Origin of the sequence: Lysinibacillus sp. FN11 (assembly GCF_024628845.1) — a bacterium.
In the GTDB taxonomy this organism is placed as follows: Bacteria; Bacillota; Bacilli; order Bacillales_A; family Planococcaceae; genus Lysinibacillus; species Lysinibacillus capsici.
In genome coordinates this window covers 2,505,142-2,529,374 of sequence record NZ_CP102383.1, presented here as the reverse complement: position 1 = coordinate 2,529,374, position 24,233 = coordinate 2,505,142, and the positions used below count along the sequence as shown (strand labels likewise).

The following is a 24,233-nucleotide window of genomic DNA, read 5'->3' as shown; positions in this document are numbered from 1 at the left end:
TCCTGTGTAAAATGCTATACAATGTTTTTACCATTTCTACTTATCAAAATTGATGTATTTTCTTGAAGAATAAATCCATTCATCATGTAGGTCCATAAGAACGGCTCCAATTAAGCGATTGGCTGATGTTTGATTGGGGAAGATGCGAATAATCTTTTCTCTTCTGCGTACTTCTTGATTCAGTCGTTCAATTAGATTGGTACTCTTTAGTCGATTGTGGGAATTTCCTTGTACGGTATATTGAAAGGCGTCTTCGAATCCATCATCCAATGATGCGCAAGCTTTTGAATATTTTGGTTGATCGATATAATCATGAATCAATCGATTTTTAGCCTCACGCGCTAAGTTAATATCTGTGAACTTAAAAATTCCTTTAACAGCTTCTCTGAAAGATTTTGAATTTTTTTAGGAATGGTGGTAAAGATATTTCTTAGGAAGTGAACTTGGCATCTTTGCCAACTTACGTTGGTGAAGGATTTTCTAATGGCAGAGACTAATCCTTTGTGCGCATCAGAAATAACGAGTTCCGTACCTTGTAAACCGCGTTCTTTTAGGTATTCAAAAAATGTTGTCCAGGTCTCTTCGCTTTCGCCACTTTGAATCATGAAGCCGATAATTTCACGGTCGCCATCTTTGGTTATTCCAATCGCTATATGACAGCTTTTTGAGAGTACTCGATTTTCTTCTCGTACTTTTATATAGAGTACATCGGTCATTAAGTAAGGATAATTTTTTTCTGATAATAAACGATTCTGCCACTCGTTAACCATAGGTTCTAGCTGTTCTGTTAAGCTAGAAACGAAGGACTTAGAGACGGATTTACCACAAAGTTCTTCCACAATTTTTGATACTTTACGAGTTGAAACGCCTGATACATACATTTCCAACATTGAAGCCATGAGGGCTTTTTCGTTTCGTTGATAACGTTCAAACACTGTGGGTGAAAAATGGCCATCACGTGTTCTGGGTACTTTTAATTCTAGCGTGCCTACACGTGTCGTAAAGCTGCGCTCATAATAGCCATTTCGTTGACTTTGTCGGTTTTCTGTTCGTTCATATTCTTTTGCTTGAATATATTCTGTTCGTTGATTTTCCATTAGTTGATTAAATACCGTTGTTAAAATATTTTTAGAAACGTCATCCTTTACAGAATATTCAATAATGCTTTGAATCTCTTCGCTTTTCAGTGTAAAATGTACTTGGGTCATGTAAAAGTCCTCCTGGGTATGTTTTTGTCGTTAAAAACATTGTACCGTAAAAGGACTGTTATATGGCCTTTTTACTTTTACACAATTATACGGACTTTATCAACTTTTTCTCCTTTCCGAATAGGATAATGCCTCGTTTTATATTTTTTTATAATGAGGATTCATTAACAAAGTTATTATAAATAAACAAACTCTCAAATAACTCTCAAAAAAATAATGAATTTTCCTATTTAGATAGAAGAGTTTTACAAGTCTTTAATAAATACATTTAATCCATACTTATATTTGAATCTGTAATCTTTTCGTGTTATTCAATAATTTATCAGATTTTTTAATTATTAAAACAATCATGAAAAATAAAAAAAGAAATCATTTCGATTGCTACTCCTTGTTTTTTTTGAGGGAATAGAGAGAGCCTATCATCTAGCTAGATTTGTAGAACGAGATGATTTTTTTGGATATTTATGTTAAATTCACTATAATGTATGTGGAGCAGGTTAGTTTATTGATTTGCTTAGATATTTTGAGTTTCATTTATTAAAGCTTAAGGAGACAAGCATATGACGTTATATTCTGTCCTAGTGGCGAACAGTTCTTTACAAACAGTTGATTGTACAGGAATTGCTGAAATAACAGTAAAAGAATTAAAAAAATTATATCCAATTACAGAGAGTACACCAACACAGCCGTGGCATCTGATGGATGATGATGCACGAGTTTTACATGCAGCAGATGAATCGGCTTTTGGAAATTTGAATATATTCCAATGGAATAATCCACCTTATGACTTAGGGCTTTATAATGAAAAATCCTTTGTATACGGCATCGAGGGAAATTGGGGTCCTCAATTTTTAGAAGATTTTTTAAGTTATTTGAAGGAACATATACAACCAGAGCAAGGAGCTGAATTAATTAGGTTTTGGGCAGGGGATTATGATAAAAAACTAAAAAGCCGTCGTATTACGATGGAAGACCTTGAATTGCATCACCTTGAAAGCTTAAAGAACGAGGAATACATACGTGTCGCTTTTGTATAGCTAACTCTGAATGATGGAACTCCACATAATAGATGCAGAGGAAAATCAAGCGTTATCAGAAGATGAGGTAGAAATTTATCAAAAGAAGTAGATAAATTATTTCAGGATGATTAATCTTAACTATCTACATGTTATCAAGACAAAATTGATTAGCCTCATTCACAGAGTGGAAGAGGTTAGAAAAGGGTATAGGTATAGTTACTCGTCTCAAATTAAAATCCAATAATATAGCGGTAGTTGGATGGAATAGATACCTAATCGAAAGCTGTCATTTTGTTTCAAAATGGCAGCTTTTTGACAACAGGAAGGTCTTTTTATTTGATGATAGATTTTGGAAGGAGTATTCTTCAAAATGTGGAATTAAAATAAAGTTCGATAAAAAAATGCATTTTACCATCATCGATACTCAGTTTTAGTGGTTTGGCACATCACTTTATTAATCATTACATGTTTGGAAACAGAATGAACAATAAAAGGAGAGAAAAACATGAGTATAGAAATTTTTAATGGAGAACGATCTGTAGAGAGTGTGCAATTTGAAAAATTATTGTTTTCACAAAGTAATAAAAAGAGCTTTTCTAGTATTGAAAATGCTCAACAATTTATTAAGCAAAGAGGAACAGAAAATATTCACCCCTATGTGATTGGGGAGGATGTCAATCTTTTAAGCGATGTGAAGGAGCAAACATTTGAGGATATGCAGGTTTTTATTTTAAATGACCAAAAGTCTTCATCACAAATGGTGATTCTTTATATACATGGTGGAGCTTGGACAAATCAACCTTTAAATTTACACTGGTTGTTCATGGATAAAATGGCACAAGCCTTAAATGCAAAAGTTATTGCGCCTATCTATCCAAAAGTACCTCATTTTAACTATCAAGATACGTACCCAAAAATGCTCAGCTTCTATAAAGAGATTCTAGCATCTATTGAAAGCTCCAATCAATTAACCATTATAGGAGATTCAGCAGGTGGAAATATAGCACTCGGTCTAATACAACAGTTGAAGCGGGATAATCTTCCTCAGCCGCAAGATATTATTTTATTGTCGGCATGTGTTGATATGAGTTTAGAAAATCCACTTATTCAGGAATATGAAGAAAACGATCCCATGTTAGCTAGTGAAGGAATGGAAGTCATAACAAAGATATGGGCAGCTGATAAAGCTCTGAAGGACCCATTGATTAGTCCTATTTACGGTGATTTTCAAGGGATTAGCAAGATTACTCATTTTATTGGGACTCACGAAAGCTTATATCCAGATGCAATACAATTTGATGAAAAGCTAACAGACCAAGGTGTTGCGATCACTACCTTTGTTTATCCTAAGATGAATCATGTGTTTGTTGTGATGCCGATCCCTGAGGCAGTGGATGCTCAACAGAAAATTATAAATATCCTAAGTAAATAATTCACAGAAAAACGTGTTTTGACCCATTCAAAATACGTTTTTTCTATGTACATTTTTAGCAAGGTTTATTTATCTGTAGATGTTTGCAGAAATCGCAGAAGGATTTGTCAAAATTAGTTGGTGTCTCAAAACAATCAATCATTGCAATTGATTTGGGAAAATATTAGAGTTTACCTCCAATATTTTAAAAGCTCCCGAATATGATGGGTGTTTTTACTGCCTTGCTAGTAAGTAAAAAAACATTCTAAGTAAGCTAACTTGTACGTTTAACCCCTTGGATAGGCCTATCTAGAGGGGAGTTTTTTTATTGTTCAAAAAAATCTTTTAAATTGACCACTTATTCCTTGATAACGACCAGTTGTCGATAATCCATTTACAACATGTATGGAAAAATTTATAGTGAGGCGTAGAAAGGACAGTGATCATATGAAGGTGGAAGTATCGATTGACCCTACATATAAAGAACCCAAAGTAATCATTCTCACAGATAAAATGACTGATGACATTGAGCATCTTATACAAATTATTACTACGACAGCGGAAAGCACTTTATTAGCTTTCTCCCATAAAGGTGTTGAATTGATCGATAGTAAGGAGATCGTGCGTATTTATACAGAGCAAAAAAAGGTTTGTGTCCAGAGTATTCACGGTGTTTATACGGTACGTTTGCGTCTTTATGAGCTGGAGGAAAAGCTCAATCCTCAAATGTTTCTCCGTATTTCAAATGCTGAAATAGTTAATCGCTACATGATCAAGCATATGGACATTAGTAGAACAGGTACAATCGGAGTTGAATTAAAGAATGGCACGAAAACATACGCTTCTAGGCGTTATGTAAGCAAAATAAAGAAGCAATTAGGAATCTGAGGTGATAAATATGCGAAAAGACATTTTAACACGTATTATTGGTGGATTTTTGATCGGTATAGTAATGGGACAAATTGTGCAATTCTTTGTCTCGATGGGCATAGGGCAAGGAAACTATGTTTGGGTGGTGCCAGAATTTCGTACTTACTTTACAGATGAAATAAGTGCAATTATTACTCAAATTCTATTAACGGGTGTCATAGGCATTACCTTTGCTCTTGCAGCACTTATTTTTGAAATGGCTAGCTGGGGAATGTTGAAGCAATATTTCGTCCACTTTTTCATAACGGCAATGATTTGGATACCGATTGTAACGCTACTATGGATGCCAAAAACAATAGCGAATGTTTTTTCTCTCGTAGCCAGCTTTCTCGGAACTTATATTGTGACATGGGTTTTACAATATCGATTTTCACAGCGTGACATAGAAAAAATTAATGCGATTCTGACTAATCGAGGTGAAGAGCATGATGATTAACATAAGAGATTTAACAAAGCTTTATAAAGAGCGTGTAGTCGTTAATCAATTAAATTTACAAATCCATCAAGGTGAACTTTTTGCTCTTTTAGGACAAAATGGCGCTGGCAAAACAACCACAATCAAAATGTTGTGTGGGCTCCTTTCACCTACAGAGGGGGATGCCACAATAGATGGAAAAAGCATTGTGCAAAATACACAGGCTGTAAAACAAGTGATTAATATTTCGCCCCAGGAAACAGCGGTTGCACTTAATTTAACGGTATATGAAAATTTATTATTATTCAGTCAGATTTATGGCTTTGAAAAAGAAAAAGCACAACAACAAGTATATGACAAAATGGCCTTATTCGGACTGACACCACATCAGCATGACAAGGCTAAGACACTATCAGGCGGCTACCAGCGTCGTTTAAGTGTAGCAATGGCCCTAATGTCAAACCCAAAGGTATTGTTCCTCGATGAACCGACTTTAGGGATGGACATACGGGCAAGGAATGATGTATGGAACACATTGAAGCGCTTAAAAGGACATGTCACGATTATTTTGACCTCCCATTATTTAGAAGAGATAGAGGCTTTGGCTGATCGTGTAGGAATTATGCATCATGGACAAATATGTGCACTAGGAACGATACAACAATTGATCACTGAAACAGGCAAGCATTCTTTAGAAGAAGTATTCTTGGAAAAAACAGAGGAGGTGTTATTGTGAGGGTAGCTGCGTTTGCAACAAGGAATCATAAAGAGATTGTCCGCGATCCAATCACTTTATTATTTGGTATAGGCTTACCAATCCTTTTATTAGGCTTGTTTTCTGTTATGCAAAAAAATATGCCACTTGCTTTATATGAAATGAATAATCTAGCACCAGGCGTCATTGTATTTAGTTTTTCTTTTCTCACACTGTTTTCAGGAATGTTACTAGGAAAAGATAAAAGCTCATCCTTTTTAATGAGGATTTTTGTTTCTCCTTTGTCTGCTGCTGATTACATTTTAGGGTATATGATACCTTTACTACCAATAGCCCTGCTACAAATTTTTGTTTGTTTAGCTACCGCCATGTTATTAGGGTTGCCATTTAATAAGTCGATCCTCTTTTTAATCCTTGTACTTCTAATGATCTCACCACTCTATATTAGTTTTGGTTTATTATTTGGGACATTATTTACAGATAAGCAGGTAGGAGGGATATTTGCCATCTTTGTTAATGTGACAACTTGGTTAAGTGGAACATGGTTCGAATTAGATATGATTGGTGGAACATTTCAAAAGATTGCGCAGCTTTTACCTTTCATGCACGCAGTCGATGCAGCTAGGGCTATCCTACATGCAGAGTATGCTCATGTGATTTATTCACTTATTGTCATCATTGGTTATACGGTAATTATGACAATTCTCGCCATCTTTATGTTTAAACGGAAAATGCAAGGCCGTTCAAAATGAAAAAAGGCAGCTCCGACGTAAAGTGTACCCTTTGTAAAGGACATTTTGAAAAAGGTTAGGCAACTTCTTGAAGCTGCAGTCTGTATTTTACAGGCGGCAGCTTTTTTAAATCCCACTGACCTCGATAATGGTTATAATAGATCATATAGCTTTTCACTTCTTGTTTTACGTCTTCCAATGTCTCACAATCTTTTATATTCGTCTCATCTTTAAAATGCCCAAAAAATGATTCTTGAGGTGCGTTGTCCCAACAGTTTCCTCGGCGTGACATCGATTGACCTAAGCCCATTTGTTTCACGAGTTTTTGGAACGCTGGATTGGTATAATGAAAACCTTGGTCTGAATGGATGAATGCGTCCTGAGCTAGGTGCTTTAGCTTTTTCAGTTTTTTCAAAGTGTCGAGCACAATTTCCATTGTGATGCTATCTGCTACTTCATACGCCAAAATCTCATTCGTCTCAGCGTCTTTAATCGTTGATAAATAAGCACGTTTACCACTTTTATATGTCAAATACGTGATATCTGTTAAGAGGACTTTACCAGCCACGCCTTGTTTAAATTGGCGTTCAAGCATATGTGGACACGTACGATGTTCTTGTGTGGCTTTGGCTAGACGACGGTAAGGATTCGCTTTACGAATTGGACAGATAACCCCGAACTTCTTCATAATGCGGCGAATTCTTCAGATTATAGGTAATACCATATTGATGGTGAAGCGTCATTTTGATTTGACGTGCGCCTTTGTGATGTCGTCGGAATGGATACGCTTTTAAAATCCCTTCCTTTACGACTTCATCTGCTTGGTGTTTCATCGCTCTTTTTTGAAGAGATTCTTCCTTAAAATAGTTATAATAGCCTGAGCGTGATACCTCCAACACTTCACAAAGATAGCGTACCATTCGCTTCAATCCATACGTTTCAATCGTTTGACCAATCAGTTCAAATTTCAGTTCTGGTGCGAGTTTTATTTCTTTTTCAACATCTGCCTTTCGAGTAAATCGATCTTTTTTAATAGTTCGTTTTCAGCTTCTAGTAAACGCATTTTTGCTTCAAGTCGTGCATACTTTTCCTCTATACTTAATTCTCGCTCGATAGGAAGTCCTGTACTGTGTTTTCGAGAATCTTCTAAACAACCGGTGATTCCACGTTTTTTATAAGCTGTTCTCCACCTAGTACCTGCTCTATGAATACGTGTTATACCAATCGCTTCCACGTCAAATCCCGCTTCTTCAAAAATTTCACTTGGTAATTTTCCTGTTTCAGATTGTGCAATAAATAAGCGTTTAAACTCATCCGTATACGTAATCGCTTTATCGCTCACAGCTTTTACATAAGGATTCTTTTTTAATTCATTTTGTTGGTGGGGTGTTAAAAAGTTCTTAGTCATAGTAGTGGCTCCGAATCTTGTTTTTTTCAATTATAAACAAAAATGCCCTATAAGATGACCTTTTTCAAGTGTCTATCTTATAGGGTACAGTTTAACGTTGGGCTGCCTTTTTGATTAATCATGATTTAATGTCGCAGCGATTTCAGGTTGCTGCTCTACTTGGCGTAGCATATTAAAGGAAGCAATCGCTACTTCTACTTGATCGTCCTTTGGTTCACGAGTTGTAAGTAATTGGAGCCATAAGCCAGGGTAGCCAAGGAAGCGTAGCACTGGAATATTACGGCAGGCATTTGTCGCTTGTAAGACTTCAAATGAGATCCCCAGAACAACAGGAATTAATAGGATACGATCTAAAATACGAAGCCACAGTGGATCTGTAGGCACAAAGAAATATAAAAACATACCGACGAACACTGTGAATAATATGAAGCTACTACCGCAACGATAGTGTAGGCGTGATTGAGCTTGAACATTTTTTACGGTAATGTCTAATCCAGCTTCATAGCAATTTATCACCTTGTGCTCTGCACCATGGTACTGAAATACTCGTTTAATGAGGGGCGTTAACGAGATAAAATATAAATAGGCTAGCAGTAATAATAGTTTAATACCGCTTTCTAGTAAAATTTGTCCCGTTTTTCCTTCAATCCATTTTGAGAAAAAATCAGCTATAAAAACAGGAATTAATGTAAAGGCAAATTTTCCAAATAAAAAGGAAAGAATACCTACTACAGCAACGCCTAGTATCATTTGAAGTTTAGAGCCTTCTTCTTTATGATCTTCCTCTTCACCAGGTGCCACATCATAACGATCCCCAGCAAATTGCATGTGACGAGAGCCTAAGCCAGCAGATTCAATCAGTGCGACCACGCCTCGTACAAATGGGATTTTTTTAAGCTTTTGTAAAAAAGGTTTTTGTACTTTTTTGAAATGATAATAATCAATGGAATCATCGTTACGACGAATGGCTGTAACAGTATGTTCCTTTCCTCCGAACATCACACCCTCTAATTGTGCTTGTCCCCCGTATACAGGTGAATTGCTCAAGGCTAACACCACTCTCTTTATATATTTCAACTGTACCATTGTACTAAATTTAGTGAAAAACCTCTACCGTTACGCATAGTAAATTTTCTATATGGCTACACTAAACGTACATTTTAGGAAATAACTAGTGTGCATAAAGGAGAGGTATATGATGAAAGTAGCGACAATTACAGCACTTGTCAATGCGCTTGTTTTAGCGCTGTGCTTAAAGGGTTTACATTATTTCCATCTCATTAAATGGCATCCGATAGGGTTTTATAAAAAATGGAATTGGTTTGAAGAAAGCTCTAAATTATTTCAATGGACCTTTTTTATTTTTCTACTATTTATTATCGGCTTATTTTTATACATGACTATGCGCTATGTATATATCATTCCAGCTGTCTTTTCTTCCCTTTTATTAGGTCTGTTGGTGACCATCACATTGGAATGGATTGCTTTAGATTTACCATTACAGCTTACGTCTTTTAAAAAACTGTCAATTCCCTTTATGGTGACCGTTATTTGTTTTTTACGTTTCTTGCTTGAAACCGCCAATTTCCATCAAAAGGAACATACAGCACAAAAACAAAGTTGAAGGTACAAAATATCCCCTTCGTTTAAGGGGGTATTTATGGCACCACTAGTTGAAATTAGTTGCTGAATGCATGGTGTATGATAAAATAAATGGCAAGTACATAGAAAGAGGCGAATAGAAGCGTGAAGTTATTATGTTTGAATGGACCTAACTTAAATCGACTTGGTAAACGAGAGCCACATATTTATGGACATGAAACATTGGATGATGTTCGAGAAAATGTTCAAAATCTTGCGGCATCTTTAGGTGCTACAGTTGAATTTCGTCAATCCAATCATGAAGGGATACTAGTAGATTGGGTGCATGAAGCAGAGGATGAAAAATATGATGGTATTATCTTTAATCCTGGTGCATATACCCATACAAGCATCGCATTGCATGATGCGATAGCAGGTATTTCCGTGCCAGTTATCGAAGTACATATTTCCAATATCCACAAACGTGAGGCTTTCCGACATCATTCCTATCTTGCTCCGGCCTGCCTTGGTCAAATTTGTGGACTAGGTACGAAAGGCTATGAACTGGCACTACGTACATTTATCGAGAGGGAGAATTGATTATGTTGAAATTACAAAAGCTACGTAAAGCACTTCAAGAACAAAGCATCGATGGTATTTTAATTACGAATGGGTACAACCGTCGCTATATGACAGGTTTTACAGGGACAGCAGGCGTAGCAATTGTGTCTCAAAATGATGCTGTATTTATTACAGATTTCCGTTATACAGAGCAGGCTGCTGCACAAATTCAGGACTTCCGTATTGTCAAGCATGATGCCACAATTATTGAAGAAATTGCTACTCAAGTAAATAATATGGGTATCAAATTATTGGGCTTTGAGAAAGATACTGTAAGCTATGGCACCTATGAACTGTATAAATCGAAGATTCAAGCAGATTTAGTGCCGATTTCTGGGCTAATTGAAAAAATTCGCTTGATTAAGACGGAACAAGAGATTAATATTATTAAGGCTGCGTGTGAAATTGCAGATCACGCATTTACACATATTTTAGGCTTCATCAAGCCTGGTAAAACCGAGCTTGAAGTTTCGAATGAATTAGAATTTTTCATGCGTAAACAAGGAGCAACTCAGTCTTCGTTTGACACGATTGTTGCGTCTGGTCTTCGTTCAGCATTACCACACGGCGTTGCAACGAATAAAGTGATTGAAAAAGGCGACTTTGTTACATTAGACTTTGGTGCGCTTTATAATGGCTATATTTCGGATATCACACGTACTGTGGCTGTGGGAGAACCATCTGAAAAATTGGTAGATATGTACAATACAGTCCTTGCTTCTCAACTGTTAGCACTTGAAAAAGTGGGTCCTGGATTAACAGGCATTCAAGCGGACGCGATTGCACGTGACTACTTAAAAGAAAAAGGATATGGCGAAGCATTTGGTCATTCTTTAGGACACGGTATTGGTCTTGAAGTACATGAAGGCCCTGGCTTATCGATGCGTTCTGATACAGTGCTAGAGCCAGGTATGGCCGTGACGATTGAACCAGGTGTTTACTTACCTGGAATCGGTGGTGTCCGTATCGAGGATGATATTTTAATCACAGAAACGGGTAATGAACTACTAACACATTCGTCAAAAGAACTCATTATTTTATAAACTTTGGAGGAACACAAATGATCTCAGTAAACGATTTCCGTACAGGTCTAACAATTATTGTTGATGGCCAATTATACCGCGTGTTAGATTTCCAACACGTAAAACCAGGTAAAGGTGCTGCATTCGTACGTTCTAAATTACGTAACCTACGTAACGGCTCAGTGAATGAAAAAACATTCCGCGCTGGTGAAAAAGTTGAAAAGGCACAAATCGATAATCGTAAAATGCAATATTTATATGCACAAGGTGACGAGCATGTATTTATGGACTTGGAATCATATGAGCAAACTGAACTAGCTTCATCTGCTATTGAGTATGAATTAAAATTCCTAAAAGAAAACATGGAAGTGCATATTCAATCTTACCAAGGTGAAATGTTAGGTGTTGAATTACCAAACACTGTTCAATTAGAAGTAACAGAAACAGAACCAGGAATCAAAGGTGATACAGCTTCAGGCGGTACAAAACCTGCTACTCTTGAAACAGGTCTAATCGTACAAGTACCATTCTTCGTTAACCAAGGTGACGTTTTAATCATTAACACGGATGAAGGTTCTTACGTTTCACGTGCATAATGATCAGCCTACTCTTTTCATTAAAGAGTAGGTTTTTATTTTTTCTTATACATATACTGTCAAATCGTTCATTTAATGTGATAATAGATAGAAGCACTAGTTAATTTTTATTGAGGTACTATCAAATTTCTATCATCAGATAGATGGTTATTACTGGTAGAATTGTTTACAATCAGAGTAAGGAGTGAAAGGTATGTTACAAACAACATTTGATATGCGATATCCAATTATACAAGCACCAATGGCAGGTGTGACATCGCCTAAATTTGTGGCGGCTTGTGCTGAGGCAGGGCTATTAGGTTCAATTGGTGCAGGTTACTTAGATGGCGAACAAACCAAGCAGTTTATTCAAGAAGTGAAGAAGTTAACGACAAAGCCCTTTGCGGTCAATTTATTTGTGCAAGAAGAACCCAAAATTGATGTCGAGGTTTTACAACAAGCCAGAATGGCACTGCAACCTTTTTACGATGAATTAGGATTATCCCCTGTACAGAGCGTAACATCAAAGGAAGTTTTTGCAGGACAGGTTCAAGCTGTGATTGAAGAAAATGTAGCAATTTGTTCATTTACATTTGGGCTGCCATCTCCAGCAGTTCTTAAACAATTAAAAGATCATGGCGTCTATACGATTGGTACTGCAACTACATTAGAGGAAGCCATACTAGTGGAGCAAGCAGGAATGGATGCGGTTGTATTACAAGGGGAGAGGCTGGTGGTCATCGAGGCTCTTTTACTGACCCTTTGCAATTAATTCCATTACATGACTTACTACAACAAGTAGTGGGAAAAGTTGCGATTCCGATTATAGCTGCGGGAGGCCTTGTGACCAAAGAGGATATTCAAAAGGCACTTGAAAGTGGGGCACAGGCAGTTCAAATTGGGACGGCTTTACTAGTGGCAGATGAATGCGAAATTTCGCCACTCTATAAAAATGCTGTATTGGCATCAAAGGAACAACAAACGACGATTACGCTTGCATTTACTGGTAAACCAGCAAGAGGTTTAGCAAATGATTTTACGAAACGTATGGAGGATGCGACAGTAGCACCCTATCCGCTACAAAATTATCTAACGACTACCATTCGTAAGGAAAGTGCTGAGCAAGGTAATGCGGAATACTTATCCATGTGGATGGGTGAAAATAGTCATCTTATACAGCAAAAGGATACGGTCAAAAACATTGTAAGCAAACTAATATAATTTTTAATCGTGGAAGATCTCTATACATCTGTATAGAGGTCTTTTTTTGAAGAGCGACATATATTGCTGTACACGAGGGGGCGTAGGAATGGAATTACAAGACGTATTAAGAGTTGCTGGAGTGGGACTAGTCGTTGCGCTTCTTCATGTTTTCTTTGATCAAACAGGGAAGAAGGAGTTTTCATTTTTCCTCTTTTTCATTGCTTACTTATATATGACAGCAGAATTACTTCGATTTTTACGTCTATTCTTTAATGAGATTTTAACCTTCTTCCAATGGCTTACCTCATCCGGGTAATGTGAATGGAAATTGTCATCGTTGCTGTTGTCATGCTGCTTTTATTATTGCTGATAAAAGAAGTTATACAGCCACTCCATGCGCTAATCAGTGTGATGTTTTCTTTTTGCTTTTTGGCATGTTGTTCTCGACACTTTTATTGCCGTTCACCAAACAATTGTTAGACACACTTGCGTTTTTACCTTATGCGAAGGCTATTTTAATCAGTGCAAGTATGTTCTATGTCGGGCAGTGGGTGGCATTGCTTTTGGCAGAACATAATTATAAAGTGCTCGGGAACATCGTTTTTGCTGCTGTAAAAATTGTGATTTTGCTGTATTGGTTCAAAGAATTTCTGGCTGTTCTACAGGAGGTGTCGGCCATTTTAAAAAGGCTAAACTAAGGAGCGAAGCCATTGCAGGAGCAAATATTATCGTTTTTAATCGACCCATTCTTTCTCTTGCTCAAGATGACGCTCATGCTTTGCAGCTACGTCATCATCATTTTGATTGTGAACATGCTATTACCAGAGTTTGAAAAAGGGACAAGGATACTTTTTTTTCTTATCGTTTTAGCAACAATCGGTCCTGTTGTTGTCAACTCCTTTACATTAATCGATGAAATTGCACAAGGACTAGCCCATCTATTTACAGCATTTTATCCAATTCTTACATCGAGCTTTTTATTATCCAGTAGTATTACAGCAATTGCTTCCTGGCAGCCTTTTTTACTGTTTTTTGTACAAGTCCTCACCATTATCAGTAGTAAGTGGCTTATTCCTGGCGTGCTTTTGGCCATTGTCTTTGATGTATGCAGTGTGATTGTTAAGGAAATATCCTTTACTCGAATAGCTGAATTGATTCGATTTACGATTATGAGCATCGTGTCGGCCTCAGTTATTTGCTATGTCTTACTGATGACCGCAAGCGGTGTAGCAGCATTTAGTGTCAATGCGGCTGTAGCGGAGCCCGTCAAAAAATTAATTGAAGAAAATATTCCAGTTGTAGGTTCTTTTATTGTGGATAGTTTTTCGATGTTTCAGCATATGACTCAATTTACATCTTCTCTTACAAGTATTAGCGCCTTTATTGCGGTCATTACGGTGTCTTTTATCCCAACCGTGCAGCTTGTAGTTAGTGCCTATTCTTTGAAAATGCTTGCTGCTATTTTAGAACCGATTGCCTTTGATGATATTTGTAGACTACTAGATCAAGTTAGCAAATCGCTATTTACTTTATGTGCTGTATCATTTTTAATTGCTTTTTCATTTATGTTTTCTTGTTTTTTCCTCATTGTGTTCGTACAAGTCATGGCAGGGGGAGATAGATTGATTCTTTTATTGGCATTGCTGTTTGTCTGTCAGATTTTTGTGTTTCTAACGGATGATAAGGAAATAATTTCACTGACAAAGTTGGTCATCACGTTAGTATTTTTGCAATTGCTATTAAAGATTCCATTTATCAATTCATAGGAAGAAACAAGCGTACATACACTTGAAAAAGAGAAGATGAAAGGAGGCAATGTACAAGTGATGTGGAAAAGACACGAAAAAAAACAACGTCATTAATGGTATTAATCTTGATAGCTGCCTCCGTGGGAATTTTCATCATTTTACCTATGTATCAAACGAATTCAACAAGCGACAAAGGTTCACCGCTCACAAATGAAGAAAAACTTGAGCAAACCCTGAAGGCAATGGAAGGTGTTGGGGAGGTTAAAGTCTACTTTTATTATGGAGAGATGACAGATGATCAGGATGCCAATAAACTATTCAGCCAATATTTTCGAGGGACTGAACAAGGCGCGAAAAACGTGACAGGAATGCTCGTTGTTTCAGAGGGTGCTTCCGATATCTTTGTAAAAAATGAAATTCGTGCTGTCGTCAGTCAAGTGATGCAATTACCGATTCATCGAATTATTATCGTTCCAATGGAAAATAAGGAGGAAAAGTAAATGCGCGTACGTAGAAGAACAGTTTGGTTTATGACATTATTAAGTTTAGTAGCAGTCATTTCAGTGTATTATTTGGTAGATCCAGCAAAGCAATTCAATGGTCTTACTATTTTTACAGATGATACACTGCAACAAACAGCTGTCACAGGTGTTACAGATCAGGAAGCAACAAATGATATAACACAAGAAGTATCTTCACCAAGTCACTTATTTGAAGAAATGCGTATGCAGGTTAGTGATGAGAGAAGCCAACTTCGTGAACAGTTAACACAAAAGATTGCCTCAGAAGAATATTCTGCCGAAGAAAAAAATGAGGCATACAATGAAATGGATGGCCTGATTAAACGTGAATCAGCGGAAGCTATGCTTGAGATGCTTGTAAAATCATTAGGCTACTCTGATGCGTTTGTACGTGCTGAGGGAGAAAAAGTGTCGGTGACAGTGATGGCAGAGGAATTGTCAAAAGCACAAGCAAACGAAATTATTTATCTCGTAAAAACAGAGATGGAAGGCGCAAATGATGTGCAAGTCAAGTTCAGTGCAAATAATTATTAAAAAATAAAGAAAAAAATAAATTTTTAGTTAATTTATAAAAGGTTGTTATATATCAGCTTCATGAAAAGGCTTTCGCTTAGTAAAGGAAAGCCTTTTATTTTGTTCATATTTACTTAATTTTCATTTAACTATTTCAAATTGATACGAAAAAATATAGAATAGTTATTGTAGTAGATTTTAATTCATAAGGAGAGTTAGAAATGTTCAAAATTCAAGAAATTCGTGAAATTATCAAATTAGTGGATTCTTCTTCAATTGACGAGTTTGTGTATGAAGTAGATGGCGCAAAAGTAAAACTTAAAAAGAATAATGTTGTTGTTACAGAAACTGTAGCACCTAAAAAAGAAGTAGTAGCCCCTGTTGTACAACAATCTGCACCAGCAGAAGCTCCAGCAGTAACACCTGCACCAGCGAAAGAAGAAGCGCCAGCACCAGCTGCACCATCAGTTAACGACCCATCGTTACATAAAATTGTATCTCCAATGGTCGGTACTTTCTATCAAGCACCAAACCCAGATTCTCCTGCATACGTAAAAGTGGGTGACAAAGTAGGGGACGAAACAATTGTATGTATCGTAGAAGCAATGAAATTATTCAACGAAATCGAAGCAGAAGTTCAAGGGGAAATCGTTGAAATTCTAGTTAAAGATGGCGACTTAGTAGAGTACGGCCAACCATTATTCCTTGTAAAAGCTGAGTAAGGAGTGCAAAACAAATGAAAAAAGTTTTAATTGCAAACCGCGGCGAAATCGCTGTGCGTATCATTCGTGCTTGTAAAGAGTTAGGCATTCAATCGGTTGCTGTGTACTCTGAAGCAGATGCTGACGCATTACATGTGAAGTTAGCAGACGAAGCTTATTGCATCGGACCGAAGCTATCAAAAGATTCTTATCTTAGCTTCCCAGCGCTACTTAGTGTAGCTGAAAAGACAGGTGCTGATGGCATCCACCCAGGATATGGCTTCGTATCAGAAAACGCTGATTTTGCTGAAGCTTGTGAAAACGCTGGCATTAAATTTATCGGTCCATCCTCTGATTCTATTAAAATTATGGGCATCAAGGACGTTGCACGTACAACAATGGAGGCAGCAGGTGTCCCACTTGTTCCAGGTACTGGTATTGTACCAGATATCGAAACGGGTAAAGAATGGGCTGCTAAAATTGGTTACCCTGTCATCATCAAAGCAACTGCTGGTGGTGGCGGTAAAGGGATCCGTGTAGCACGTACAGAAGAAGATCTTGTAAAAGGTATTGAAATTACGCAAAAAGAGGCTGCTGCAGCATTCGGTAACCCTGGCGTATATTTAGAGAAATTTATCGAGTACTTCCGTCACTGTGAAATCCAAGTTTTAGCAGATGGCTACGGGAACGTGGTACATTTAGGCGAACGTGACTGTACGGTTCAACGTCGTATGCAGAAGTTAGTAGAGGAAGCTCCATCTCCAGCCTTATCTTCTGAGCGTCGTGCTGAAATGGGTGCGGCAGCAGTAAAAGCGGCACAGGCATGTAACTATGAAGGTGCCGGCACGATCGAGTTTATCTATGACTATCAAGAGGACAAGTTCTACTTCATGGAAATGAACACTCGTATTCAGGTTGAGCACCCAGTAACAGAAATGATTTCTGGTGTAGATCTTGTACAACAACAATTAAAAATTGCATCTGGTGAGAAGCTTCCCTTCACACAAGATGATATAAAATTAAATGGTTGGGCGATTGAATGCCGTATTAATGCAGAAAATGCCTATAAAAACTTCATGCCTTCAGCAGGAACTGTTGATACGTATATAACACCAGGTGGCTATGGTGTACGTATTGATTCTGCTGTCTATGCGGGCTATACAATCCCACCATATTACGATTCAATGGTAGCAAAACTAATTGTTCATGCGGATACACGTGAAGAAGCGATTGCAAAAATGAACCGCGCTTTAAGTGAATTCGAAGTATCTGGTCCTGGAATTAATACAACCATTCCATTCCACCAAGCACTAATGAACAATGACGTCTTCAAATCAGCGCAATTCAATACGAAGTTCCTAGAAGAGAACGATGTATTGGGCGTAGCAGAAAAAGTGAAGTAAGCGTTCGCAAGTTTAAACCTCCTAGCTTTTATTAGTTAGGAGGTTTTTTATGTCTAAGCATAAATAGATAGAGGACTTACTTGCAGGTAGAAAGATCAATCATAGAAGAAAATTGATCGTTATAGAAGCTAAAACCGTTACCAATTGAAGTAATCAATAGTAAAAGAATAGTGGTGAAAAGTACTAATTTATAGATAGAAGATCGTTATCGGGTGTTAACATACCATTCTTTGTTGAATAATCTCCTATGTTTCTGTAAAGCACAGCTGTCTTTATCGCATGGCCTTCTTTCGCAAATACAAGAAGGAAAATATCTTCCCGTACATCTAAACCACTGGTACTACCTCTAAACTGTATGTCCATTGTTTCTTCAATCGTATCTTTCGTTGTATAAGGTCCAAAAATTTGCGCTTTTTCCCAATCAAAATCCGTTAATTTATTTAGTGAAACTACTGTTGTACCACTATTTGCTTCTTCCATAATATTTTTCGCAAGCATTGTATCTTCACTAGCTCTATCCCCCAAAAATAAAAAAAGCATTGTAAACATGAGGACAACTCCACCGATACTAAACAACCATTTTTGTAACATACTCTACCTCTACTTTATCTCAAATCAATTCTATATTATAGAAAGAATACTATATAATATAAGATAGTGATAGTAATCCCCCTGAAAAGGAGTTAAACAATGGATGCCTATATATAATAAGCTAGTGAGGGATAAAGTTTTAGAAGTAATGGAAGCGAAGGGTTTATCCTATCATGCACGCATTTTAGAACCTAGTGAGCTGATAAAGGCAATAAAAGCTAAAATGATAGAAGAAGCTACAGAATTTTACGAAGCCGAGGATAAAAAAGAAAGTGTTGAAGAGCTTGCAGATATACTGGAGCTCCTTCATATCGCTATCGGTGTGCTAGGTGTAAGCTTTGAGGAGCTAGAAGAGACGCGTGAACACAAGAGAACTGCTCGTGGGGGATTTGAAAAGGGAATTTATTTAATCGATGTAGTGGATCAGTAAAGTCGGTTTTAAATTAAAACGGCTTTCGACAGCCAAACCTTCCTTTTTATAGTATAATAAATGTAAGTACAGCACTTGTTTGTGATGTGTAAGGGAAAGGATGATATTTGTATGGCAGAGAAAGTAGGACAATCTTTCGTACAACCAACACCTTCTGGGAAAGAAGAGCTTGGAAAAATTGAGGTAGCGGCAGAGGTGATCGAGGTTGTGGCTGGGATTGCTGTCAATGAAGTAGAAGGCATTGCTGCAACTCGTGGGAATATTGCGACGGGTGTCGTGGAACGTTTCGGTAAAAAAGTACACAATAAAGGCATTAAATCAGGTGTAACGGAAACTGGTGAAATTGCGATTGATGTATTTTGCTCTGTGAAATATGGATATGCCATTCCTAAAGTAGCAAAAGAAGTTCAAACGCAAATCCGTCAGGCTATTTTTAATATGACGGCACTAGAAACAGCAGAAGTAAATGTGCATATTACAGGTATTCACTTTGAAAAAGAAGAAACAGTAGTGCATGAATAAAAAAGAAAAGGATTGCCCAATGATGATTCGTTCATCAAAGGGCAGTCCTTTTTATATGGATTTCTCTAGGATGTTCATGTGGATGTATCGCTATTTTTATAATTCTATATGCTTTGGCTTTCTCCAGAATAACGCAAGTATGACGCCTAGCACCAATACGATTGTAGCAAAGTAGTATGGATAGTTCAGATTGATATCGAACAATACCCCACCTAGAATTGGGCCAAAAATATTACCAAGACTTGTAAACATAGAGTTCATGCCACCAACAAATCCTTGTTCATTTCCGGCAATTTTCGATAAATACGAAGTAACAGCAGGTCGAATTAAATCGAAGCCTACGAAAATAAAGAATGTCACGAATAAGATGGCAAAATAATGACTCACGATCGTCATGGCAAATGTTAATACTGCTGAAAGGATTAGTGAGTAACGAATAACATTAATCTCACCCATTTTCTTTGTCAGCCAATCAAATAGTATTAATTGAGCTAGTGCCCCAACAATACCACTTCCTGTAATAATTATGGCAATATCCGATGGTGTAAACGCAAATTTGTGATCAACGAATAAGCTAAACAATGATTCGAATGCAGCGAGGCCAAATGATAACACGAAAATAAGAATGAATGGTATGAAGTAGAGTGGACTAAACACACGCTTGACACTACCTAACATGGATTGTGCTACTTCTTCATTGTCTGTAGCACGTGTTGGCTCTTTTAAAAACAGCAATGACAGGATAGCTGCGAACAGACCAAGTACCCCAGCTGCATAAAATGGGACACGTGTACCAATTTCAGCTAAAAAACCACCGATCCCAGGGCCGATAATAAAACCTGTGCTAATGGCTGCACTCATATAGCCAAGTGCCTTAGGGCGCTGTGCCAATGTCGTAATATCAGCTATATAGGCGGTTACAGCTGGCATAATGAAAGCGGCACTCACGCCACCTAACATACGAGAGACAAAAAGAATTTCAACAGAACGACCAAACCCAAATAAAAACTCAGAAAGTCCAAAAATAAAAAGACCTGCAACAATCATAACTTTGCGGCCAATAGTATCAACAAGCTTACCTGCAATTGGTGATGCAATTAATTGTGTAATGGCAAAGGCTGCCACCATATAACCAACAACAGAGCCAGAAATATGTAGCTCATTCATGATGGTTGGTAAAACAGGGATGACTAAACCAATCCCTAAAAAGGCAATGAAAAGATTAGATAATAAAATAGCTAAGGTTATATTTTGTTTCTTGCTCATAAACTTCTCCTTCTAATTGTTCGCGATACATGTTTTCAATCTACTAGAATATTTCCATGTAATACGATAAACCCTATAGTAACTATAGGGTCAAAAGATTTGTTTTTATTTTTTAAAATTTTTATCAGTTTGGGAGTTCTGGCTGAGAGTTATACGAATGTGCCACTACTTTTTCGGAGGAATTTTGTGTCTCTTGTTTTTGCCTAATCTTTAATTCTACTATAAATTTCTTTTCTTGTTCCATAGTGAGCGTTGCTGGCATGTATAGCTCATACACTTGCGACTCAAATAGTTCCTCCTGAGCTAATACATGATTTCTCAACTTTTCATAGAATGAAAAATAAGTATCAGGATCGTAAATAAAGGCAATGCATACATATTTACCGCCAGGAATAATGGTTTGTTGTATGTTTGGTGAAAGCTGCGAAAATGTGCGCTCCGTTAATAGGGGAGTGAAAATAGCATCATAAATGATGTCATTGACATCTTTATAAGGCTCTAGTGGATAAATACAACCATAACGACTGTTTAAGACACTGCCTTCCTTTTCGATGATTTTAATTAAAGTGGCATAGTATGTACTGGTGCTCGATGTCGGTGTTAATTCAGTAGTGGTTACTTGAAGAACGGGCATTGCTTCCTCTATTTGCACATAAATCTCACCGAAAACTGGGATATCAATTTGCTCTTGTAATTGCTTTTTTGTTTTCAGTAAGGTATTTTTTGCTTCGTTTAAACGTGAAATTTTTTCATTGATGCGTAGCTCCTGCTGAGCTAAAAAATCAAGCAATTCCTCTGAGGTTAATCTAAGTGCTTTTTTTATATCATCGAGCGTCACGCCGATATATTTAAGGGACTTTATAATGTCTAAATAGAATAGCTGATTGCCTTTATAATACCGATAATTGGTGAAGGTATCGATATAAGCAGGCTTAAATAAATCAATTTGATCATAATAACGTAATGTCTGAACCGATAAGTTTGAAAGTTTGGCAACCTCACCTATCGTATAATAATGTTCCTTCATAAATGGCCTCCACTAATAAAAGCTAAAAAAGTTTCGAATGGCATCAAAACGAATTTTATGCTTGCATCCACCCAGTAAAATAGGTGAGATGTACGTTCCTTCATTTGTTGATATTGTTCTTCACTGTCAACCATTTTAAATGTTTTTTGCAGCTAAGACATAAGCTTCAGTTTGCATTGTGACACCTCTAAAGTTTTTTCTTTATTATACCATTACGAACAAGAAACATTCATTTTTGGAATACCACTATTCGATGAGAAGTGGGCTTAAACAAAAAGTTCCTTGAAAAAGGTTCAGATTATTGAAAACTTGCTTGAAATCGTGTTTCTCATGTGATTTTATGCTATTATAAACCTTAATGCCACTTAAGAAGGAGAGCTTTACATGAAACGACATGAAGCACGCGAAAAAGCGTTGCAAGTTTTGTTTCAGCTAGACAATACGGATCTAACAGTTGAAGAAGCAATGGGCCATATTAAAGGTCAACCTACCAATGCCTTCTACGAAAAGATCGTAAATGGAACAGCTGAACATTTGGAGGAAATCGATGCTACATTAGAACAGCATCTTGAAAAGTGGTCACTTGCCCGTCTACCCAAAATTGAAAGAACGGTTTTACGTTTAGCTGTATATGAATTGTTATACATGCCAGAAACACCAAAAAGAGTAGTACTAAACGAAGCAATCGAGTTATGTAAAACATTTGGCGATGATAGTTCATCTAAATTCGTCAATGGTGTACTTTCTAAATTTACAGAACAAGAATAATGTGTTGAATTGGAAGGAGTAACGAAGGTTTATGTCAAGTGCAATTATTAATGGTAAAGAGATTGGTCAAGAAATTCGTAATGCTGTAGCAGAGCGTGTCATTCGTTTAAAAGAGCGAGGATTGACACCTGGTTTAGCGGTTGTGTTAGTTGGAGACAACCAGGCATCAGCTACATATGTGAGAAATAAACAAAAATCTTGTGAAGCGATTGGTATGTTTTCAGAACTCATTAAATTACCCGAAGAGACAACGCAAGAGGAATTACTAGCACAAATTGAGCTTTTAAATCAACGTGAGGATATTCATGGTATTTTAGTTCAATTACCACTCCCAAAACATATTGATGAGGATACAGTCATTGCAACGATTGCTGTCGAGAAGGATGTCGATGGATTCTCACCTGTAAGCGTTGGGAAAATGATGCTTGGCCAAGAAACATTTTTACCTTGTACACCGTTTGGCGTAATGAAGCTTCTTGAGTATTCAGGAATTGAAATCGCAGGAAAGCATGCTGTAATCGTAGGTCGCAGTCATATCGTTGGTAAACCAATGGGACAACTACTTTTACAAAAGGATGCAACGGTAACCTATACACACTCTAAAACGCCAGATTTACCTTCATTTACAAAACAAGCAGATATTTTAATTGCCGCAGTTGGACGTGCAAACTTTATTACAAAAGAGCACGTGAAAGAAGGGGCTGTTGTTATTGATGTAGGCATTAATCGCGATGACAACAATAAATTATGCGGTGACGTAAACTTTGCAGAAGTAGATGGAATTGCGTCTCATATTACGCCTGTACCAGGTGGTGTAGGACCAATGACCATCACAATGTTACTATTCAACACAGTGCAAGCAGCTGAAAATACGCTTGCAAAATAAAAAACCTTTTGAAGAAAGTCATCTCAACATTGTGTGAGGTGACTTTTTTGTTGTGTAAATTCAGAACTTTTCTTCGATTATGTCGTCTAATGTAACGTTTGGGACATACATACTGAGGAGGAGGTTTTTATGGAAAATATCGATATTATGTTAATTGTCAAGCATATCATTATTGGACTTGTCCAAGGCTTTACAGAGCCAATTCCTGTATCGTCGAGTGGACATGTAATGATTGCTAGCGAAATGCTGGGACTAGGTGAACAAGGTTTTACTTTTGCCATCTTAACCAATACAGCTTCGTTACTTGCTATTATGTATATTTATCGTGAGGATATTGTTCGTCTGATCAGTCATTTTTTTCTTTACTTGAAAACTAGAGAAAAGCGTTATAACGCAGATTTTCGCTTTGCTCTCTATATTGTCATCGGTTCAATTCCTGCTGGCGTTTTAGGGGTGTTATTAAGTGATGTTATTGCAGATAACGTAAGTATGACGACGATTGCGCTCATGCTATTTGTGACAGGGACTGCATTATGGTTAATTCGTAATATGCGTGGCAAGAAGAAAGATGCAGATTTACGTGCTAAAGATGCCATCATTGTAGGGCTGGGGCAAGCAGTTGCTTTAACGCCAGGCATTAGCCGTTCAGGAGCTACGATTATTTCCGCCATAGCAGTAGGGATGAAGCAGGATACAGCCTTACGTTTTTCCTTTATGCTTTATATTCCTGTAAGTTTGGGTGGGGTAGTCCTTGGCATTACAGATTTTTTAGACGAGCCGAATAAAGGTGCCTTAGCTCTTCCATATGCCGCCACTTTCTTGGCAACACTCATTATGACTTATTTTGCGATGCGTTGGTTTATAGGCATTATGAAAAGTGGCAAACTTAGCTACTTTACGTATTATTGTTTTATTGTAGGAACTCTTTTATTACTATTTTATTAAAATATAAAGTCTCATAACGTATGAAGTTATGGGGCTTTGTTTGTTATTTGTCATAATATACGATTTCTAATAG

Annotated in this window: 26 protein-coding genes and 3 pseudogenes; 23 read left to right on the top strand and 6 right to left on the bottom strand. The window is 37.2% G+C overall.

Annotation, left to right across the window (positions count from 1 at the left end; all coding sequences use genetic code 11):
• Positions 1-36: 36 nt before the first annotated feature.
• Positions 37-1,208: pseudogene (locus tag NP781_RS13600) on the bottom strand (IS256-like element IS256 family transposase).
• Between the two features lie 560 nt (positions 1,209-1,768).
• On the opposite strand from NP781_RS13600, the gene NP781_RS13595 reads away from it, so the two are divergent.
• The 6 genes from NP781_RS13595 (at position 1,769) to NP781_RS13570 (ending at position 6,450) form a co-directional block, all read left to right on the top strand.
• Positions 1,769-2,245 (top strand): hypothetical protein, encoded by a 477-nt coding sequence (locus tag NP781_RS13595; RefSeq protein ID WP_257520161.1) that lies wholly within the window; start codon positions 1,769-1,771, stop codon positions 2,243-2,245.
• A gap of 487 nt (positions 2,246-2,732) precedes the next feature.
• On the top strand, positions 2,733-3,659 hold the full coding sequence (locus tag NP781_RS13590; protein ID WP_257520160.1) for an alpha/beta hydrolase fold domain-containing protein: 927 nt from the start codon (positions 2,733-2,735) through the stop codon (positions 3,657-3,659).
• A 426-nt stretch (positions 3,660-4,085) separates the two neighbouring features.
• Positions 4,086-4,526: a LytTR family DNA-binding domain-containing protein gene (locus NP781_RS13585; protein ID WP_221680417.1), complete on the top strand. Its 441-nt coding sequence runs from the start codon at positions 4,086-4,088 to the stop codon at positions 4,524-4,526.
• Between the two features lie 10 nt (positions 4,527-4,536).
• On the top strand, positions 4,537-5,004 hold the full coding sequence (locus NP781_RS13580) for a DUF3021 domain-containing protein (RefSeq protein ID WP_257520159.1): 468 nt from the start codon (positions 4,537-4,539) through the stop codon (positions 5,002-5,004).
• A complete protein-coding gene (locus tag NP781_RS13575) occupies positions 4,994-5,719 on the top strand; it encodes an ABC transporter ATP-binding protein (protein ID WP_257520158.1) in 726 nt (241 codons plus the stop codon). The genes NP781_RS13580 and NP781_RS13575 overlap by 11 nt, the downstream gene beginning before the upstream one ends.
• Positions 5,716-6,450, top strand: a complete 735-nt coding sequence (locus NP781_RS13570) for an ABC transporter permease (RefSeq protein ID WP_257520157.1) — start codon at positions 5,716-5,718, stop codon at positions 6,448-6,450. The genes NP781_RS13575 and NP781_RS13570 overlap by 4 nt, the downstream gene beginning before the upstream one ends.
• Before the next feature lie 55 nt (positions 6,451-6,505).
• Here the strand turns inward: NP781_RS13570 and NP781_RS13565 are convergent.
• Positions 6,506-7,837 (bottom strand): annotated as a pseudogene (locus NP781_RS13565) (IS3 family transposase).
• A 114-nt stretch (positions 7,838-7,951) separates the two neighbouring features.
• Positions 7,952-8,923 carry a DUF1385 domain-containing protein gene (locus NP781_RS13560; RefSeq protein ID WP_050779473.1) on the bottom strand — a complete coding sequence of 324 codons (972 nt, stop codon included), beginning with the start codon at positions 8,921-8,923 and terminating at the stop codon, positions 7,952-7,954.
• Positions 8,924-9,035: 112 nt separating this feature from the next.
• On the opposite strand from NP781_RS13560, the gene NP781_RS13555 reads away from it, so the two are divergent.
• The 12 genes and pseudogenes from NP781_RS13555 to accC all read left to right on the top strand — a co-directional run bounded on the left by NP781_RS13555 (position 9,036) and on the right by accC (position 17,725).
• Positions 9,036-9,461, top strand: coding sequence for a hypothetical protein (locus NP781_RS13555; protein WP_221680155.1), 426 nt, complete (start codon positions 9,036-9,038; stop codon positions 9,459-9,461).
• A 122-nt stretch (positions 9,462-9,583) separates the two neighbouring features.
• A complete protein-coding gene (gene aroQ / locus NP781_RS13550) occupies positions 9,584-10,018 on the top strand; it encodes a type II 3-dehydroquinate dehydratase (protein ID WP_221680156.1) in 435 nt (144 codons plus the stop codon).
• A gap of 2 nt (positions 10,019-10,020) precedes the next feature.
• Positions 10,021-11,082 carry a M24 family metallopeptidase gene (locus tag NP781_RS13545; protein WP_257520156.1) on the top strand — a complete coding sequence of 354 codons (1,062 nt, stop codon included), beginning with the start codon at positions 10,021-10,023 and terminating at the stop codon, positions 11,080-11,082.
• Between the two features lie 17 nt (positions 11,083-11,099).
• Positions 11,100-11,657 carry an elongation factor P gene (efp, locus tag NP781_RS13540; protein ID WP_004231115.1) on the top strand — a complete coding sequence of 186 codons (558 nt, stop codon included), beginning with the start codon at positions 11,100-11,102 and terminating at the stop codon, positions 11,655-11,657.
• A gap of 193 nt (positions 11,658-11,850) precedes the next feature.
• Positions 11,851-12,857 (top strand): annotated as a pseudogene (locus NP781_RS25660) (NAD(P)H-dependent flavin oxidoreductase).
• Between the two features lie 88 nt (positions 12,858-12,945).
• The gene (locus tag NP781_RS13525; protein WP_012295089.1) at positions 12,946-13,155 is read left to right on the top strand and encodes a hypothetical protein; all 210 of its coding nucleotides are present in this window, start codon (positions 12,946-12,948) and stop codon (positions 13,153-13,155) included.
• Positions 13,156-13,261: 106 nt separating this feature from the next.
• A complete protein-coding gene (locus NP781_RS13520; RefSeq protein WP_257520153.1) occupies positions 13,262-13,537 on the top strand; it encodes a hypothetical protein in 276 nt (91 codons plus the stop codon).
• 12 nt (positions 13,538-13,549) lie between these two features.
• Positions 13,550-14,605 carry a stage III sporulation protein AE gene (locus NP781_RS13515; protein ID WP_257520152.1) on the top strand — a complete coding sequence of 352 codons (1,056 nt, stop codon included), beginning with the start codon at positions 13,550-13,552 and terminating at the stop codon, positions 14,603-14,605.
• A gap of 62 nt (positions 14,606-14,667) precedes the next feature.
• Positions 14,668-15,087: a hypothetical protein gene (locus tag NP781_RS13510; protein ID WP_004231129.1), complete on the top strand. Its 420-nt coding sequence runs from the start codon at positions 14,668-14,670 to the stop codon at positions 15,085-15,087.
• The gene (locus NP781_RS13505; RefSeq protein WP_004231131.1) at positions 15,088-15,642 is read left to right on the top strand and encodes a SpoIIIAH-like family protein; all 555 of its coding nucleotides are present in this window, start codon (positions 15,088-15,090) and stop codon (positions 15,640-15,642) included.
• 200 nt (positions 15,643-15,842) lie between these two features.
• The gene (accB, locus tag NP781_RS13500) at positions 15,843-16,343 is read left to right on the top strand and encodes an acetyl-CoA carboxylase biotin carboxyl carrier protein (RefSeq protein WP_221680161.1); all 501 of its coding nucleotides are present in this window, start codon (positions 15,843-15,845) and stop codon (positions 16,341-16,343) included.
• A 14-nt stretch (positions 16,344-16,357) separates the two neighbouring features.
• On the top strand, positions 16,358-17,725 hold the full coding sequence (gene accC / locus NP781_RS13495) for an acetyl-CoA carboxylase biotin carboxylase subunit (protein ID WP_004231135.1): 1,368 nt from the start codon (positions 16,358-16,360) through the stop codon (positions 17,723-17,725).
• A 183-nt stretch (positions 17,726-17,908) separates the two neighbouring features.
• Here accC and NP781_RS13490 read toward each other — a convergent pair whose 3' ends face one another.
• A complete protein-coding gene (locus tag NP781_RS13490) occupies positions 17,909-18,316 on the bottom strand; it encodes a hypothetical protein (protein ID WP_221680162.1) in 408 nt (135 codons plus the stop codon).
• Positions 18,317-18,419: 103 nt separating this feature from the next.
• On the opposite strand from NP781_RS13490, the gene NP781_RS13485 reads away from it, so the two are divergent.
• Together NP781_RS13485 and NP781_RS13480 are read left to right on the top strand one after the other, a co-directional pair.
• A complete protein-coding gene (locus NP781_RS13485) occupies positions 18,420-18,746 on the top strand; it encodes a nucleoside triphosphate pyrophosphohydrolase (RefSeq protein WP_257520151.1) in 327 nt (108 codons plus the stop codon).
• A gap of 111 nt (positions 18,747-18,857) precedes the next feature.
• On the top strand, positions 18,858-19,268 hold the full coding sequence (locus NP781_RS13480; protein ID WP_004231142.1) for an Asp23/Gls24 family envelope stress response protein: 411 nt from the start codon (positions 18,858-18,860) through the stop codon (positions 19,266-19,268).
• Between the two features lie 96 nt (positions 19,269-19,364).
• Here NP781_RS13480 and NP781_RS13475 read toward each other — a convergent pair whose 3' ends face one another.
• A complete protein-coding gene (locus NP781_RS13475) occupies positions 19,365-20,534 on the bottom strand; it encodes an MFS transporter (RefSeq protein WP_009370205.1) in 1,170 nt (389 codons plus the stop codon).
• Between the two features lie 124 nt (positions 20,535-20,658).
• Entirely contained in the window at positions 20,659-21,561 is a 903-nt protein-coding gene (locus tag NP781_RS13470) for a MerR family transcriptional regulator (protein ID WP_115673384.1), read from the bottom strand.
• Positions 21,562-21,945: 384 nt separating this feature from the next.
• On the opposite strand from NP781_RS13470, the gene nusB reads away from it, so the two are divergent.
• The 3 genes from nusB to NP781_RS13455 all read left to right on the top strand — a co-directional run bounded on the left by nusB (position 21,946) and on the right by NP781_RS13455 (position 24,160).
• On the top strand, positions 21,946-22,329 hold the full coding sequence (gene nusB / locus NP781_RS13465; protein WP_004231146.1) for a transcription antitermination factor NusB: 384 nt from the start codon (positions 21,946-21,948) through the stop codon (positions 22,327-22,329).
• A gap of 31 nt (positions 22,330-22,360) precedes the next feature.
• On the top strand, positions 22,361-23,215 hold the full coding sequence (gene folD / locus NP781_RS13460; RefSeq protein WP_054549163.1) for a bifunctional methylenetetrahydrofolate dehydrogenase/methenyltetrahydrofolate cyclohydrolase FolD: 855 nt from the start codon (positions 22,361-22,363) through the stop codon (positions 23,213-23,215).
• A 129-nt stretch (positions 23,216-23,344) separates the two neighbouring features.
• Entirely contained in the window at positions 23,345-24,160 is an 816-nt protein-coding gene (locus tag NP781_RS13455; protein ID WP_257520150.1) for an undecaprenyl-diphosphate phosphatase, read from the top strand.
• Positions 24,161-24,233 lie beyond the last annotated feature (73 nt).

What these genes read in the sequence shown, in the direction of transcription:
- accC (WP_004231135.1), top strand. Translation starts at nt 16,358, where the DNA reads ATGAAAAAAGTTTTAATTGCAAACCGCGGCGAAATCGCTGTGCGTATC.
- NP781_RS13560 (WP_050779473.1), bottom strand. Translation starts at nt 8,923, where the DNA reads ATGGTACAGTTGAAATATATAAAGAGAGTGGTGTTAGCCTTGAGCAAT.
- accB (WP_221680161.1), top strand. Translation starts at nt 15,843, where the DNA reads ATGTTCAAAATTCAAGAAATTCGTGAAATTATCAAATTAGTGGATTCT.
- NP781_RS13580 (WP_257520159.1), top strand. Translation starts at nt 4,537, where the DNA reads ATGCGAAAAGACATTTTAACACGTATTATTGGTGGATTTTTGATCGGT.
- NP781_RS13555 (WP_221680155.1), top strand. Translation starts at nt 9,036, where the DNA reads ATGAAAGTAGCGACAATTACAGCACTTGTCAATGCGCTTGTTTTAGCG.
- NP781_RS13455 (WP_257520150.1), top strand. Translation starts at nt 23,345, where the DNA reads ATGGAAAATATCGATATTATGTTAATTGTCAAGCATATCATTATTGGA.
- NP781_RS13475 (WP_009370205.1), bottom strand. Translation starts at nt 20,534, where the DNA reads ATGAGCAAGAAACAAAATATAACCTTAGCTATTTTATTATCTAATCTT.
- NP781_RS13490 (WP_221680162.1), bottom strand. Translation starts at nt 18,316, where the DNA reads ATGTTACAAAAATGGTTGTTTAGTATCGGTGGAGTTGTCCTCATGTTT.
- NP781_RS13485 (WP_257520151.1), top strand. Translation starts at nt 18,420, where the DNA reads ATGCCTATATATAATAAGCTAGTGAGGGATAAAGTTTTAGAAGTAATG.
- NP781_RS13595 (WP_257520161.1), top strand. Translation starts at nt 1,769, where the DNA reads ATGACGTTATATTCTGTCCTAGTGGCGAACAGTTCTTTACAAACAGTT.
- NP781_RS13545 (WP_257520156.1), top strand. Translation starts at nt 10,021, where the DNA reads ATGTTGAAATTACAAAAGCTACGTAAAGCACTTCAAGAACAAAGCATC.
- NP781_RS13585 (WP_221680417.1), top strand. Translation starts at nt 4,086, where the DNA reads ATGAAGGTGGAAGTATCGATTGACCCTACATATAAAGAACCCAAAGTA.
- folD (WP_054549163.1), top strand. Translation starts at nt 22,361, where the DNA reads ATGTCAAGTGCAATTATTAATGGTAAAGAGATTGGTCAAGAAATTCGT.
- nusB (WP_004231146.1), top strand. Translation starts at nt 21,946, where the DNA reads ATGAAACGACATGAAGCACGCGAAAAAGCGTTGCAAGTTTTGTTTCAG.
- NP781_RS13525 (WP_012295089.1), top strand. Translation starts at nt 12,946, where the DNA reads ATGGAATTACAAGACGTATTAAGAGTTGCTGGAGTGGGACTAGTCGTT.
- NP781_RS13470 (WP_115673384.1), bottom strand. Translation starts at nt 21,561, where the DNA reads ATGAAGGAACATTATTATACGATAGGTGAGGTTGCCAAACTTTCAAAC.
- efp (WP_004231115.1), top strand. Translation starts at nt 11,100, where the DNA reads ATGATCTCAGTAAACGATTTCCGTACAGGTCTAACAATTATTGTTGAT.
- NP781_RS13505 (WP_004231131.1), top strand. Translation starts at nt 15,088, where the DNA reads ATGCGCGTACGTAGAAGAACAGTTTGGTTTATGACATTATTAAGTTTA.
- NP781_RS13590 (WP_257520160.1), top strand. Translation starts at nt 2,733, where the DNA reads ATGAGTATAGAAATTTTTAATGGAGAACGATCTGTAGAGAGTGTGCAA.
- NP781_RS13480 (WP_004231142.1), top strand. Translation starts at nt 18,858, where the DNA reads ATGGCAGAGAAAGTAGGACAATCTTTCGTACAACCAACACCTTCTGGG.
- NP781_RS13575 (WP_257520158.1), top strand. Translation starts at nt 4,994, where the DNA reads ATGATGATTAACATAAGAGATTTAACAAAGCTTTATAAAGAGCGTGTA.